The 15,731-nt window shown below is 56.4% G+C and carries 12 protein-coding genes; 2 read left to right on the plus strand and 10 right to left on the minus strand.

From position 1 onward, the window contains the following. Positions 1 to 38: 38 nt before the first annotated feature. The 6 genes from HFN16_RS01415 to HFN16_RS01440 all read right to left on the minus strand — a co-directional run bounded on the left by HFN16_RS01415 (position 39) and on the right by HFN16_RS01440 (position 6,949). The gene (locus HFN16_RS01415) at positions 39 to 602 is read right to left on the minus strand and encodes a methyltransferase domain-containing protein (RefSeq protein ID WP_168889003.1); all 564 of its coding nucleotides are present in this window, start codon (positions 600 to 602) and stop codon (positions 39 to 41) included. A 43-nt stretch (positions 603 to 645) separates the two neighbouring features. Next, positions 646 to 1,440, minus strand: a complete 795-nt coding sequence (locus tag HFN16_RS01420) for a VacJ family lipoprotein (RefSeq protein ID WP_168889004.1) — start codon at positions 1,438 to 1,440, stop codon at positions 646 to 648. Next, the gene (locus HFN16_RS01425; RefSeq protein ID WP_168889005.1) at positions 1,437 to 2,732 is read right to left on the minus strand and encodes an alpha/beta fold hydrolase; all 1,296 of its coding nucleotides are present in this window, start codon (positions 2,730 to 2,732) and stop codon (positions 1,437 to 1,439) included. Before HFN16_RS01425 ends, HFN16_RS01420 begins: the two co-directional genes overlap by 4 nt. 241 nt (positions 2,733 to 2,973) lie before the next feature. Next, a complete protein-coding gene (locus tag HFN16_RS01430) occupies positions 2,974 to 4,857 on the minus strand; it encodes a methyl-accepting chemotaxis protein (protein WP_168889006.1) in 1,884 nt (627 codons plus the stop codon). A gap of 206 nt (positions 4,858 to 5,063) precedes the next feature. Continuing rightward, entirely contained in the window at positions 5,064 to 6,182 is a 1,119-nt protein-coding gene (msrB, locus tag HFN16_RS01435; RefSeq protein ID WP_168889007.1) for a peptide-methionine (R)-S-oxide reductase MsrB, read from the minus strand. Positions 6,183 to 6,331: 149 nt separating this feature from the next. Beyond that, a complete protein-coding gene (locus HFN16_RS01440; protein ID WP_168889008.1) occupies positions 6,332 to 6,949 on the minus strand; it encodes a hypothetical protein in 618 nt (205 codons plus the stop codon). Between the two features lie 155 nt (positions 6,950 to 7,104). Here HFN16_RS01440 and HFN16_RS01445 point away from each other — a divergent pair, with 155 nt between their 5' ends. Beyond that, on the plus strand, positions 7,105 to 7,404 hold the full coding sequence (locus HFN16_RS01445) for a late competence development ComFB family protein (protein ID WP_168889009.1): 300 nt from the start codon (positions 7,105 to 7,107) through the stop codon (positions 7,402 to 7,404). Positions 7,405 to 7,529: 125 nt separating this feature from the next. Here HFN16_RS01445 and HFN16_RS01450 read toward each other — a convergent pair whose 3' ends face one another. From HFN16_RS01450 to HFN16_RS01460, 3 genes are read right to left on the minus strand one after another with little or no spacing between them, the layout of a single operon-like run. Continuing rightward, positions 7,530 to 10,691 (minus strand): efflux RND transporter permease subunit, encoded by a 3,162-nt coding sequence (locus tag HFN16_RS01450; protein WP_168889010.1) that lies wholly within the window; start codon positions 10,689 to 10,691, stop codon positions 7,530 to 7,532. 10 nt (positions 10,692 to 10,701) lie between these two features. Beyond that, positions 10,702 to 11,772, minus strand: coding sequence for an efflux RND transporter periplasmic adaptor subunit (locus HFN16_RS01455; protein ID WP_168889011.1), 1,071 nt, complete (start codon positions 11,770 to 11,772; stop codon positions 10,702 to 10,704). Positions 11,773 to 11,802: 30 nt separating this feature from the next. Further along, positions 11,803 to 12,291, minus strand: coding sequence for a MarR family transcriptional regulator (locus tag HFN16_RS01460; protein ID WP_168889012.1), 489 nt, complete (start codon positions 12,289 to 12,291; stop codon positions 11,803 to 11,805). 95 nt (positions 12,292 to 12,386) lie between these two features. Between HFN16_RS01460 and HFN16_RS01465 the strand changes: the two genes are divergently transcribed. Continuing rightward, a complete protein-coding gene (locus tag HFN16_RS01465; protein ID WP_168889013.1) occupies positions 12,387 to 15,548 on the plus strand; it encodes a UvrD-helicase domain-containing protein in 3,162 nt (1,053 codons plus the stop codon). 6 nt (positions 15,549 to 15,554) lie between these two features. Here HFN16_RS01465 and HFN16_RS01470 read toward each other — a convergent pair whose 3' ends face one another. After that, complete coding sequence (locus HFN16_RS01470) at positions 15,555 to 15,698, minus strand: hypothetical protein (RefSeq protein WP_168889014.1); 144 nt, start codon at positions 15,696 to 15,698, stop codon at positions 15,555 to 15,557. Between the last annotated feature and the right edge of the window lie 33 nt (positions 15,699 to 15,731).

The following is a 15,731-nucleotide window of genomic DNA, read 5'->3' on the forward strand; positions in this document are numbered from 1 at the left end:
CACTTGGGGGCTTTTTGCTGCCGTTAGAAATGTTTCAATCAGGAATTACGAAATAGTTGTAAGTAGAAATGCTCGGCGACATCCACTGTTTTCACTGGTGACAACAGCAGCGCCTGTTGCAATTCTTCAGGCGAAAAACGTTGAGACACAGGCGGGCCAAACGGCGTATCGTGCTTGGCAATCTCGACGACAGCCAGCGTCCCCCCGGGCCGCAGGACACGTTGCAATTCCTTGGCGATAACCGGAAGTGTATCGCGCCGCTGGGCGTGGAGAACCGTGGAAAGATATACGAGGTCAGCGGTGTCATCGGGCAGAACGCAGCCTCCGGCGACGTCGGAAACCATGGGGCGGAGGTTAGGCTCGTCACACTCGGCCTGCAATTCAGTAATGTACTGCGGGTTCACGTCCAACGCATAGACCATTCCCTCGAGCCCCACTTCCTGCGCGAAGAGTCGCGCCATGTAGCCCGTGCCGCATCCGATATCCACCGCAGTCTGCCCCGGCACGAGCCCAAGCTCTTTCAAGATCAGATCGTTATTCAACTTACCTTCGGTGAAGCGTTTCGGACGGGAAGGCGCATCAGAAGTGTGGTGCAATGACATATGACTCTCCTGGCGGTGTGGGGTTTCTTCTGCGGCTGTTTGCCTAATGCTTGATGTCGAGTTCCCGCTTCTTCGTATAGAGGAACCGCACCAGTTCGTACTCGAACGGCGACCCCGTCTCATGGTAGCGGAAATCTGTGTGGGAACGGCGGTTCAAGGCGCGGATCGCCAGCGCGGTGTAGGCCAGCGTCTTGGTGTCTTTGATGCCGAGGAGCTTGTAGGTGTACTTCATCTGCAAGAGCAGCAAGAGGAAGTCGCCGCCGAAGCCAACGGTATCGCGCACGTTGGAAGGGCCGAGCACGGGCATGACGAAGTATGGCCCATTGCCGACACCCCAGACGCCGAGGGTCTGGCCGAAATCCTCATCCTGACGCGGCAGACTCTCCTGCAGTGACGCCACATCAAATAAGCCAAACACGCCAAAAATAGTGTTGATCGCAAAACGGGAAAACGTAATGCCGCTCTTTTCACCATTGCCCTGAAGCATGCAGTTGACCAGCCGAGGCACCTCGTTGGCGTTCTCAATAAAATTATTCACGCCAAAGCGAACAGGTGACGGCAGGACGGTCTCGTAGGCTCCGGTGACCGGGAGCATGAAATACTGATCGAAACCGGCATTGAAGGAATACAGATTGCGGTTCATGGGTTCCCATGGATCGTAAATCTCCAGAAAATCGATGTCACTGACCTTGGATGCATCAGGGTACCGTTTCACCGGAGCCTTAAAGCCCACGGATTTCAGACTGAGCGCAGGGTCCTCCAGCTTGATGGTCTTGGCACCACACGCCCACAGCATGGAGAGCATGAGCACGAGGAGAAGCGGTTTGAGCATCCTCATTGTTCCACCGCCTCTGTTGTGCCTTCAGGACGCACCATGGAGAGCATTTGCTCCACGAACACCGGGTACATCATGTTGCCGCAGTGACCACCGGACGGATAGAGATGCGCCCGACTGCCGAACACGCCGTCGATAAAGTTGAGATCATGGTCATTGAGGATGACGTCATCCTTGTTGCCGATGAGCACGATCTTGTCGGTCTCCACCAGATAGGAGCGGATGTCGTAGAGGCTGCACTGCCGCATCATGGTGTATCGATCCAGCCCGGGCTTGAGGTACTGGAGATATGGCAGAAGATATTCCTCAAGGTAATTCTCAAAGCTGATGTCAAAGGCTGCTTCGGCGTAAGGCAACAGCGGCGTACCAGTCTTGAGCGGATAGGCCTCGGGTGGAACCACGTATTCCGCCTTGAGGCAGATGTCCGAGGCAAAGATCATGGACGAGGACGAGACACGGAAATCTACACCGATCAGGGCACGCAAGTCGGTATTCTGCAACTCAACATGAGTGACCATCTCATAAAGGAAGTTGTCGTCCAGATCGGTGACGTCGGCCAACTCATAATATACTGAGAACTTTTCGATGATGCGCTCAATCTCGTCATGTACGGATACATCGCCCAGATTTTCCGGAGTAAGCCATGAGTCGAGTCGTTTGACCGAGTGGTAGAGGCTCACCGGCGGATTGATCATGAGAGCTTTCTTGAAATTGAAGTCCCCCTGCTCGCTGTCCTTGTGGGCAAGAAAAGCCGCGTGCATGGCTCCCAGGCTGTAGCCGGTAACGTAGTAATCCGTGACCTCGATCTCGTCAGTCAGATCATCTTTTATCCACTGCATGACCCGGTACAGGTCGGCCACGTCAAAGGGGACGTATCCGGCAGCTCCGTGCTCGGACACGCTCACCAGAAAATTCATATGAGTGGGCGAAGACAATGCCACGACGTGAAAGCCTGCCTGATGAAAAACCTGCGTAAGAAATCGCATCTTGGCGGAATCATGCTCTGCCCCGGTTCCCGCTACGATGAAAATGAGCGGAGCCGCATCCTTGTGCGTGGCCGTGGTGTAAAACATCTCCCGCTCATGCGAGAGCACTTCGGGCACGTCGCGGTCTTCCACCTTGATGGAACGCAACTTTGGCTCAACCGGCTTCTCCACCCGATACATTTTGTCAGGCGGTGTGCCGTACACCGTAGCTTTATAGGGATCATTGTAAGGATAGCGATAGTCAGCCCCCGCCGCAGGCGCAGCAAGCAGCATAAAGAGGGTGATATAAAGGACTATCGTTCGTGACATAAAGTAATCTCCAGGCAATTCTTACCGCAAAAAAGGCAAGTTGCAAAGGACATGCCCGAAAACACTTTACAATATGCAAGAACGTCATGCCGAGGACATATGCCTGTAACGATCGGGAGGTAACGTTTCCGACCTCTAGAAATCACCTTTTCACTGACACCTCACATCCTGCCCTCATGACTAAGGGGAGCCCGTTTACCTCCCGGGCTCCCCTTGTCATTATTCATCAGTGTCAGATTAATCAGGCTGGCAACTCCTGCAAGGACTCGCTACGCACCACCACCGGGCGGGAAGCAGCCTGCTCTGCCGCGATGCGGAAGTAACTCATGGCCTGCTGCACTTCGGCCGCCTGCTGGGCCAGATTTTCAGAGGTGGAGGCCAACTCTTCCACTGCCGAGGCATCGGACTGAACCGACTGATCCAGATGGCCCATGGAGCTGGCCAGGTTGTCCACACCCGTGGATTGGTCGTTGTTAGAGGCACGTATTTCCTGCACCATATCAGCGGTCTTCTGAATTTCCGGGATCATGCGATCAAAGAGTTCGCCCGCCTGTTCTGCGATATCCACACAGTCAGTGGACAGGGAGCCGATCTCGCCCGCAGCCACGCCACTTCGCTCGGCCAGCTTTCGGACCTCGGCAGCAACCACTGCGAACCCCTTGCCAGCCTCACCGGCACGGGCCGCCTCAATGGCAGCATTCAGTGCCAGCAGGTTGGTCTGTCGTGCGATCTCCTCGATGATGACGATTCGCTCGGCAATCATGTGCATGGACTTCACGGCCTTATTGATGATGGTGCCGCCGTTTTCCGCATCTTCCGCATTGGAGTTGGCGATCTTTTCCGTCTCCTCCACCGCATGGCTGGTCTGCTTGATATTGGCCGACAACTGCTCAAGGCTGGCCGAAACTTCTTCGACCACCGCAGCCTGTTCGGTCACACTTTGTGACAGGCTCTCGGAGGAACTGCTTACCTCCTCACTACTGGAGGCTACGCTGTCCATGGACTCCTGAATGGTGCCGATGATTTCCCGCAACCGTATGGACATGTCACGGATAGCCTCAATGATCCGCCCGATTTCATCAGTGCGGCCATTATCGATATCGGATGACAGGTCACCCTCGGCAATATCAGTGGCGAAGCGCATACCCTTTGAAAGCGGGCCGGTCACCATACGAGTGAGGGAGACGGTAATGAACAAGGCCACGAAAATGGCAACACCTGCCGTGCCCATGGACCGCATGGAGCTGGCGTCAGCGGCGGTAACAACCATAGTCTCCTGAGAGGCCATTTCCTCATTGGCCTGCTTCACTACGCTTGCCACCAGCGGCTCGATCGTGTGGACTTCTTTGCGGAGGGCTGCAACGCCTTCCCTGATGCGTGCATCTTCATCCACCAAGGCATGGAAGTTCGCCTTGTACTGATCCAACAACTTGTCTGCGCTGACCAACTGTTCCTCAGAGATGGGCAGCTTGGACACCTTGTCCTTGATCAGAGCCACCCGCTTGTCCGCCTTGTCGATGTACTTGTCGAGGCCACGAAGCAGATAGTCCTTCTCATGCCGTCGCAGCATGAGCAGTTCCACCATCACGTCACGCGTGTCATAGGAGCTATGCGCCGAGTCCACTTCCTGAAGCAACGCTTCCAGATTTTGCACGGAAGTGCGGAACACGCCCTGAAGCCCCTTGTCATGAGACAAACCACGAGTCTGCCAGTTCTCTACCACACGAGTGAAAGCCGCATGGTAGCCACCGATGGACTTGGTTATCTCGTCCGCGGTCCGTACACCATCCTCATTCCCTGCCGCCTTCTCCAATTCGGCCAGTCGGGCCGCCTGCTTACGAACGTCCTCTACGAGGACGCCCACCTTTTCGGGATATTTCATGTCCTTCCGAGCGAGAAAATCCTTCTCGCTCCTGCGGCACTGCAACATGTCACTCTCAATGGCCAACGCCACTGACCGTTTGGCAGCGGTATTATTGATGAGAAAACCGTAGGCTCCCTGTGTTGAGTCGAGGGAGACAGCATAGCTGACAAGGGCCAGGACAAACACTACGGCCACAGTGGCGAATCCGAGTCCCAGCTTGGCTGCCATGGGCATGTTACCGAGCAGTCTGTTAATGGACATATATCCTCCTGTGTCGACTGGTGTGACAGTTGAGATTGTCACAAAATTGTAACACTTGGTTTAAGCCATAACAGATTGTCGATTTTTTAAGCAATGGTTTGACAGATTATTTCAGACCGCAAAACGATATTTATAATACGCCGTGACCACGTAAAAAGGGGCTGTCCGTTAAGACAGCCCCTTTTGTGGGAAGGTAGTATTCAGGATTACTTGAACAACTTCACAAACTCGCCATAGCCTTCGGCCTCAAGCTTCTCCTTGGGGACAAACCGGAGAGCGGCCGAGTTGATGCAATAGCGCAGACCTGTGGGTTGCGGCCCATCGTCAAAGACATGTCCCAGATGGGAATCCGCGTTCTTGCTGCGCACCTCAGTACGCACCATGAAGAGCTTGCGGTCCTGCTTTTCCACTATATTCTGTTCCACCAGCGGTCGGGTGAAGCTGGGCCAGCCAGTGCCGGACTTATACTTGTCCGTGGAGGAGAAGAGCGGCTCACCGGACACGACGTCCACGTAAATGCCCTCCTGCTTGTTGTCCCAATACTCGTTATTGAACGGGGGCTCCGTGCCTTCATGCTGGGTTACGTCATACTGCAACGGTGTCAGCGTAGCCTTGAGGGTGGCATCATCCGGCTTCACGAATGGGCCAGCATCCGATGCATCCGGGCGCGGATTAGGCTGAAACTCCGCCTCGTCACCCCAGGTGGACTTCACATACCGATCACGTCCGGAGAAGTACCGATAGGTCTTATATCTGGCAGGACTCTTCTTGTAGTAATCCTGATGATACTTTTCCGCCTCATAGAATGAAGTAAACTTGAGGATCGGCGTAACCACTGGCTTGCCGAGGCGTCCGGACTCTTCCAGCTTCTTCTTTGAGGCTTCGGCGACCATGCGCTGCTCCTCACTGTGGAAGAAGATGGCCGAGGTATACTGGAAACCACGGTCACCAAAGGAACCGCCCTCGTCCGTAGGATCAAAGTGCTTCCAGAAGTGGTCAAGCACTTCAGCATAGCTGATCACCTTGGGATCAAACCACACCTGTACGGCTTCACGATGTCCCGTGCTGCCGCTGGATACATCTTCATATGTCGGGTTGACTTCCGCGCCGCCCGCATATCCGGAGACTGCGCGAGCCACGCCCGGCAGCTTTTCCATATCCGATTCCACGCACCAGAAGCAGCCTCCCGCAATGGTAGCGACTTCAAGATTGGCAGTATCGATCATAACGTTCTCCTTCTGCGTGGCGTGGCCGAGAAACGTGAACCCGGCCAACAGTACAGCCAGCCCGACAACGACCGGCCAAATAAACCGCTTCACGTTCATGACGGACTCCTTACTTTATTTGATAATGGAATTCATTCCTATTTAATAAGAATACCCACCACTATGAGCCATGTCAAGAATGCGAGCGAGAGTGAGTGCTCAAGCTGCCGATATATGGGAATTTATGTAAAGAATGAGACTGAGAGAGGTCAGACCCGGATATCAATACCCTTATAGGCAAAAGATCCGGCACCATAGATGATGCCGCCACCTGAGAACAGCGCCGAGGCTTCCATATTGGATTGATACCACCAGCCCATGGCTTCGCTGTCCAGCGTCTGGTCCATCTGTTCAGGAGTCAGCTTGCGTTCGGCCACGTCCACGAGCTTTCCCAATTGCAGGACACTCTTGAACTCGTCGGCCACTTCCTGATTGGATGCAAAGTACTGATCGATACGCGCTTTGTCAGGATGGTCGTTGCTCGCCGTAACAAGACCTGTAGAGGGATCGTGCATCAGTCGAAACGACCGCTCCGTGTCCACGCCCAAGCCTCGCAAGTCATGGGTTGCCAACGCTTCCCAGTCCTTTTCCTGACTGTCGCGGTAATTGACGATATCACGAAACGACAAGCGCCCTTCCCCACTCTTGGGGACGTCAGCCAACAGCGCACGGACGCGCTCTCGCACCGTAGCTGCCGGTTCGGCAGCATCTGCCTGTTGTTTTTTTGACGTTTCCGGGCCGAGCGGGAAACCCACGTCTTCCGGCTGTTTTTTGGTCTGCCGAAACGTGTATCCATATCCTTTATGTTCAACAGGTTGCGTCGACATAGGCACCTCCATGCCCTATCCGCCATCCTCATACGAACAGTGAGAGACTCTATATTTATAGCACGAACTATACCACTTACGTTGCCTTCTTGCCCACATACAGGTTATAGTTACCCTGAACATCCCCCTATCCAACGGCAGCCGGAGGGAGCGCCATGCCCAGTTCCATAAAGTTCGAAATCCGAGGCGTCGACGTCAGCAAGATCCGTAATCGCAACGAAAAGCGGGTCGTCCGCCTGATTCCTGAAATCCTCGACGAGTACTATGAGGACTATGTTTTCGAGTCTCTGGATATCGAAGATATCTACGCTCTCACCCTCAATCTGCTACCCGCCCGATACATCCAATACGGTAGCCTGGTAATTTCGGACCACCTCTCGGATTATGAAATAAAAAGTCGCATCCGCGATGCGGTAGAGCGTGTTCTGGAACATCCGACTCGAGCAAATAGATAGCCACCAAATTTGAGGCCCGCCCAATGAATTTTGGACGGGTCTTTTTTCAGTGAACCCGCTGCACAAAAAAAAGGCCAGGCATGCGTTACACATGCCCGGCCTTTTATATTTGATGAGTACCGACTCTACTCGGCAGTCTTGCCCTTTTCCATGCCGATGACGAACATCAGCAGTGCGGGGATGACGAACACCGTGAAGACGGTGGAGAGCGCCAGACCGCCCAGCACGACCGCACCGAGGCCTCGGTAGAGCTCGGAGCCGGGGCCGGGGGCCACGGCCAGCGGAAGCATACCGAAGACAGAGGTGGCAGCGGACATGTAGATGGGCCTGAGTCGTGTCCGGGTGGCGTCAAGGATCGCGTCCTTGTGCGCCATGCCACGCTCACGGATATTACCGAGTGACTGGTGCACGATAAGGATGGCGTTGTTAACAACGACACCGATCAGGATGACGAACCCGAGCATGGTCAGGATATCAAGCGGCTGCTGGGCAATGAATATGTTCTCCAACTTGAGGCCCAGGAATCCTCCGGCACCGGCCAGCGGCACGGTGAAGAGAATGATGAGCGGATAGATGAAGTTGCCGAACAGCGCAGACATGAGCAGATACGTGATGACAATGGCCAGCAGGAAGTTCCACTGGAGGGCATCTCGGGTCACGGACAGCTTGTCCGCCGCGCCGGAGAGACGCACGGTCAGACCGTCGAGCAGCCCCATCTGGCGCACGCTCGGAATCATCTGATTCTGGATGGTCTCCATGGCCTGCTGCAACGGCATGTCGCCGGGAGGCGTCACCTGCAGCGTAATGGTGCGCTGACGCTCCAGATGGCGAATCTGGTTCATGGAGTTGGTGCGCTGAATGGACGCGAGGGAAGACACCGGAACAGCCCAACCGTTGGGAACCGCGATGAGGGAAGCATAGAGCTCCTCAGGCGTGGTCACGTCGTTGGGTGATCCCTTGAGGATCAGATCGATCTTCTTTTTGCCCTCTTCCTTGTAGTCACCGATATTACGGCCGTCGAGAATGACGTCGATGGCGGTGCCGAGGTCCTCGGTGGAGAGCCCTGCGGCACGGACACGGTCACGATCCGGCATGAAGCGAACCTCGGGATAGAGGAGCTCAAGGGACGGAACCGGACGCACCTGAGAGCCGGGAATCTGCTGCATGGACATACCAAACATGGTGCCGGCGGCGGCAACGATCTTCTCCAGATTTTCACCGGAGATATCCACGTTGATCACGCGGCCCTCACCCAAGCCCTGCTCGAAGATCGACGCCTGAATGGAGATGCCGAACATACCGGGGATGGAGTTGAGGATACGGTTGAAGAGCGGCGTCATCTCACCTGCGCGCTGCTCATCCTGAGAGATGGCACCGAACAGGTTGATGGTGGGCGCGGACACGAAGAACATGTCTTCAATACCGGGGATGCCCCCCACTTCCTGACCAAAGTGCGGATCGGCCTGCTCGTAAACGAACTCACCGATACCCAGCCGCTCCTCATAGGAGAGACCCGGCGGCGGAATCAGGATGGAGATGACCAGATTGCGGTTACCCTGCGGCAGGTATTCCATCTTGGGGAAGAACGCCAGAACCATGAGTATGGAGGCCAAGGTCAAAGCGAGCACGGTCACGATACGACTGCTCGGTTTGGTAATTGCCTTGTCCAGCAACGCCATAATCCAGTCTGACGCTTTGCCGCCCAGATTGGTCAGGGGTACGAGAAGACGCTTGGCAATGGACAGCGTGGCCGGAGGCCGAGGGCTATCCAGAGGAGCCGTCGCCTTCATCCGGCTTTCAGCAACGGCATAGAGCTGCTTGGCCAGCATGGGGATAACCAGAACCGACACGAAGAGCGACAGGATGATGGCGCAGGTAACGGCGATGGCGATATCCTTGAACAGCTGACCGGCTTCCTGCTCCATGAAGACAACGGGCAGGAAGACCGCCACCGTGGTCAGAGTGGATGCCAGAACCGCACCCCACACTTCGCTGGCACCGTCATAGGAGGCTTGCAGGGCGTTCTTGCCCATACGCCGATGTCGGTCGATGTTTTCGAGGACAACAATGGCGTTATCCACCAGCATACCGACCGCGAACGAGATACCCGCCATAGATACAACGTTCAGTGTTCGGCCTGCGGCGGCGAATATGATGAACGATCCGACAATGGAGATGGGGATCGCCACAGCGACAATAATGGTTGATGAAAAGGATTGCAGAAAGATGAACAGGACCACGATGGCAAGCACCGAGCCGATGATGATGTTCTTCTGCACCAGCTCGATGGCGCCCTCGATGTAGGGGCGCTGGTCATAAACCCAGTCGAGCTGGATGTTATGTTCCTTGAGCTTGTTCTCGTTGAGCTCATCCACCACCTTGTGCACGGCGTTGGTCATGTCGATGACGTTGGTGCCGGGCTCCGGCTTCACACCGATGGCCATGCCGGGGACAGCGTTGTGGAGCATGGCCACCGTAGGCTTCTGATGCCCACGCTGAACCTTGGCCACATCACCCACCACAAAGCGGTGCGCACCGGAAGAAGACAGGACAATGGACTCAATCTCCTCGGGAGAAGAGAATTCGGCTGGGGTGCGGATACGGTAATCGCGTCGGCCCACGCCCATGGAACCTGCGGAGATAGAGACGTTCTCTTTCTTGAGAATGGCCGCCATCTGCGGGAGGGTCATGTTGTAGGCGGCCAGCTTGACCGGGTCCACGATGATCTGCATCTCGTCCTCGCGGCCGCCACCGACAAAGAGGTCGGCCACGCCCTTGACGCGTTCCAGATACTGGCGAACGTCGTTCTCAAAGTAGGTACGGTAGGTCTGCACCTCGCGGTCGTTACCCGGCATGGTCTTGAGGATCATCCAGATGACCGGAGAGGTGGACGCACCCGTTGCCGATACGATGGGACGGTCGGCGCGGTCCGGATAATCCGGTACTTCGTCGAGCTTGTTGGACACACGCAGCAGCGCGGTGTCGATATCCGTACCGATCTCGAACTTCAGGGAAAGCTCGGCCAGCGAGTTATAGCATGAGGACTCCATCTCGACCAGGCCGGGGATACCCTTGAGCACCTTCTCCTGTTCTTCGATGATGTCACGTTCAATTTCATACGGGGTCGCGCCCTGCCACGTGGTGGAGACGGTGATGACTGGCTCGGTGACGTTGGGCGATAGCTGGTACGGCAGCGTCGCCAGTGCGATGCCGCCGAACATGACGATGAGAATCACGCCCACCAGAACGGCGACCGGTTTCTCAATGGCGGTTTTGACGATATCCATAACCGCTCACCTATTCCTTGGCTTTCAGGGGCTGCGGGGCCACGGCCTGTCCGGGACGGAGGCGTTCGTTGCCCTTGACCACCACGTCCATGCCTTCCTTGAGCTTGGGAGACTTCACGCCGGCAGTCAGGCCACGGTAGCCCACAACGTACACGGGCATGGGGACGGCCTTGCCGTCGATAACGGCCCAGACCACCTGATCGCCGCGCATGGAAATGACGGCATCACGAGGAACAAGCATGGTGGAACCGCCCAGACCGCGAGGCAGGAGAACACGGGCCTCCATGCCTTCAGCCAGGCCGCCGTTGTTCTCCACGCGAATCTTAACCGGGAAGGTACGGGTGGCGACATCTCCCTTGGGAACCACGGCAAAGACTTCGCCGGGAATCTCGTCACCAGCCAGGCTGATGCCGACCTTGAGGCCGGGCTTGACCACGCCAAAGGCTTCCTTGGGCGCGTTGACCACCACCTCGAACTCGTCGTCGCGGGCAGTGACTACGACAACGGAGCCTACAGACATCCACTCACCACGGTTGGCCTTCATGTCGATGACCAACCCGTCGTAAGGAGCACGGATGGTCTTTTTGGCCAGCTCATCGCGGAGCTGTTCCAGCGTGGCAAGACGCGCCTGATACTGATACTGGAGCGCATCTGCGGTCAGACGTTTGGAGTCGAACTCGCCCTCGGCCACGGCCTTGCCCTTGAACAGAGTGGACACGCGGTTGTGTTCCAACTTGGCGTTTTCAAAGTCGGATTTGGCCTGCAGGGCCAGTGCACGGGCATTCTTGATGGACTTCTGCAACATGTCAGAGGAGAGGACCACCATGACGTCGCCCTTCTTGACCCGCTGACCGTCCTTGACCTTGATGTCAACAACCTTGCCGGTCACTTCAGAAGCCACGTTGGAGATTTCGGAGAAATAGACAGTGCCGATGAACTCGGACTGCGGAGCCATGTCGCCCGTGGTCACCTTGGAGACCACTACCGGGGACGGCGGACGTTCACCCGGTTTCTGGGCCATGGCTGGCGCGGCCACGAGCATGGCAAGGCATAGAGTAAAGAAAAATTTAATTTTAAGCATGGGAAATCCAGTGTTTGCGATTGTTATCATTTACGTCACGGCACGATCATCTTCGATGCCGAGAGGAATACAGTCGGGATCAAGGGTGGGCTCGATGATCTGCCACAACACCTTCTTGCATATTGCCAATTCCACCGGGTCAATATGCTTGACGGCCTCGTTATGTCGCTCCATGGCTTTGGCCATTGTCGACTCCAAAAGGTCACGTCCCTTATCAGTGATGTGCAGATACTTTACGCGGCGATCCTGTTCGCTCTCAACGCGCCGTACCAGCTCCCGTTTTTCCAGAGCAGCCACAAGGCGGCTCACTCCGGTTTTTTCCTGTGACAAATGCGAGCACAATTTTCCCTGCGTCATGCCGTCATGCTTGTAGATGGGAATCAACGCCCGCCACTGTTCCACCGTCACGTCCACCTTCATCTCCACAAAAAGTGAAGTCAGAATATTGGTCAACATGCGGGAGAGTTTCCAAGAGAGAAAGCCGAGGGCTTCCTTGGGGTTCAAATTATCAAGAATCATAAAGAAGTTGTAGTTGCAACAATATATAATTGCAACCAGTTTTTCCGGACGCCCCGGCTTGCATAAATAAGGAGATGGTTATACTGTCCCCAACCATGGAACGATTTACCGCAGACCTGCATATCCACTCCCGTTTTTCCAGGGCCACAAGCAAGAACCTGAACATCCGGAACCTGGCCGCCTGGGGCCGTCTCAAGGGTCTCCACGTCCTGGGTACAGGCGATTTCACCCACCCCGAATGGCTGGCGGAAATCGAAGAGCAACTCATCGACGAAGGAACCGGCCTCTTCCGCCTGCGCGATCCCAAGGGGCTCGAAAAGGAGATTCCCACCTTTGATGGCGAAATCCCCGGTCGCACCCGGTTCATGCTCCAGACGGAAATCAGTTCCATTTACAAGCGCGGCGGCAAGGTTCGCAAAGTCCACAATCTGGTCTTCATGCCGGACCTCGAATCCGTCCACAAATTCAACGAGCGCCTCGGCGAGGTGGGTAACCTCCTGTCCGACGGCCGCCCCATTCTGGGCCTCGACTGCCGCGACCTCATGGACATGGTGCTGGAAACCCACCCCATGGCCTTTCTGGTCCCCGCCCACATCTGGACGCCGTGGTTCTCCCTGTTTGGTTCCAAGTCCGGCTTCGACTCCATCAAGGAATGTTTCGGCGACTACTCTCAGGAAATCTTTGCCATGGAAACCGGGCTGTCGTCAGACCCGGAAATGAACTGGACATGGTCTGAACTCGACCGCATCAAGCTCATCTCCAACTCCGATGCCCACTCCGGCGAAAAGCTCGGGCGTGAGGCCAACCTGTTCCGGGGCGACATGTCTTACGAAGGCATTTACCGCGCCCTGCGCAGCGAAGGATTGGGACACAAATTTCTCGGCACCGTGGAGTTCTTCCCCGAAGAGGGCAAGTACCACATGGACGGCCACCGCAAGTGCGGCATCTCCATGGACCCACACGAGACCATGGCCCGTGGCGGCATCTGCCCGGTCTGTGGCAAGCCCGTCACCGTAGGCGTATACAACCGCGTACTGGAACTGGCTGACCGCCGTGAACCGGAAAAACCGGCTGGCGCAGCCAACTTCGCTTCCCTCATCCCCCTCAAGGAGATTTTGTCCGAGGTGGTGGGTGTGGGACCGAATTCCAAGAAGGTCAACACGCTCTACATGAAGCTCATCAAGGAATTCGGCAACGAGATGGATATCCTCCAGCGCGTACCCGCCGAAGACCTGGAACGCCAATCCTGTCATCTGGGCGAAGGCATCACCCGCATGCGCGAAGGCAACGTCATCCGCAAGGCAGGCTTTGACGGTGAGTTCGGCGTCATCTCTGTCTTCAACGAGAAGGAACGTGCCCAGATCAAAAACGGGGCCACCCTCATCGACATCCCGGCCAAGAAAACCAGCACGGACGACACCGAAGACGAGGAGCCTGCCCCTGCCTGTGTGCCCTTCACCACTCCGAAGGACGAGGCAAAGCCCTTAACCTACAATCCGGCACAACAGGCCGCAATCGATGCTGGTCCCGGCGCCGTATTGGTACTGGCTGGACCGGGCACAGGCAAAACCCAGACCCTCATGGGGCGCGTCACCCGTCTCATCGACGAAGGCGTGAACCCCAAGCGTATCCTTGCCCTGACATTCACCCGCCGGGCCGCGCAGGAATTGCGTGACCGCATGAAGGGACTGCGCGGCGAAGACGCCCCGCTGCCTCAGGCCGGCACCCTGCACGCTCTCTGCTACGACTACTGGAAGCATGCCTACAACGACACCCCAATCGTCCTGGCCGAGCATGCTGCCAAGAAACTTTTCATCGATACCAATCCGCAGTTGGTACAGGACAAGCTCATGGAGAAGGCCTCGCAACAGGCCATCAACAAGCGGTACAACCACTACTGGACCAAGTACAACCTGCTGCGCGAACAGTTGGCCGACCTGCCTGACGATCTGGCCGAGGCGCACATCAACTACGGCAACCAGAAGAACCACTGGGATCTGGTGGACTACACCGATCTGCTGGAATTCATGCTGGAGCAGTCCGGTGCGCCGACCTTCAAGATGCCCTACCTGCATGTGCTGGTGGACGAGGTACAGGATCTCACCCCGCTGCAACTGGCCGTTGTGCGCGGCATCGCAGGCGAATCCGGCGATGGTGTCTTCTGCATCGGCGACCCCAAGCAGTCCATTTACGGATTCCGTGGCGCAGTGGGTGACGTGGGCAACAAGCTCACGGACATCTGGGAAGAAATGGAAACGGTCACGCTGGGCGAGAACTATCGTTCCGGCCAGAAGATTCTGGACTGCTCCTCCACCCTGTTCCCGGATGATCCCAAACTCAACGCCAACCGCGACATCGACGCCACCATCCATTTCTTTGAAGCTCCGGACGGCATCCGCGAAGCCTCTTGGATCAGCGACAAGATCAAGGGACTCATCGGCACCACGTCCCACTCCATTTCCGATCAGGAAGGCCACGGCGATCTGGCCCTCGGCGACATCGCCGTGCTGGTTCGATTCAAGGCCCTCATTCCGTCCATTGAAAAGGCCCTCAAGCGCGCAGGTATTCCCTGCTCCACGCCCGAGCTGGACGGATTCTGGCAGGAACCGCGCATCGCGGACATCCTGCGCACGGCCCAGCGCTTCCTCGGCATGACCATTGACGTGGATCCCGACGAAGAAGAGAACTTCATCGACGTGCCCGAACACATTCTGGCTCAAGGCCCCATCGGGCTATCCGTATATCTGGCCGAGACGCCGCCCTTTGACCAGTTCTTCTGGGACAGCCGCCAATTCCAGGACCTCAAGCGCGAATTCAGTCGACGCGGCGGTTGGCAGGCCCTCATCAACTGGGTCAACCTCCAGACCGAACTGGAGCTGGTGCGCCGCTCTGCCGAGAAGGTACAGGTAATGACGCTTCACGCCGCCAAGGGCTTGGAGTTCGACGCCGTATTCATGCCGGCCTGCGAGGAAGGCATCCTGCCTTTTGCGGGTATGGACTTGCTCACGGCAAAGGTCACCCTTACCCCGGGCCGGGGCGAACGCTTCGATGAAGAACGCCGCCTCATGTACGTGGGTATGACCCGCGCACGTCGCAACCTCTACATCAGCCGTGCAGACAGCAGACAGCTCTTTGGCAAGACGCTCAACCTGCCGCGCTCTCGATATTTAAGGGAGATTCCGGAAGAATATGTGACCCGTTCCACACTGGCCGCGAAAAAGGTCACCAAGGAAAAGCAGTTGGGACTGCTGGACTAGGTTCGGTTACAGAATAAACCGGTACACACCACGCTCATACACCCGGCACAGACTGCGGGCAGCCACGATCGGCAGTCCCATCTTCCGCAGCCGGCAAAAGATATGCAGCGGGTTAAAAATATGTTGGCAAAAATCACGTAACACCTTCATGGTCGCATCCTCATTTCGGTTTCGACTATGTGG

It is taken from the genome of Pseudodesulfovibrio sp. zrk46 (assembly GCF_012516435.1).
Lineage (GTDB): Bacteria > Desulfobacterota > Desulfovibrionia > Desulfovibrionales > Desulfovibrionaceae > Pseudodesulfovibrio.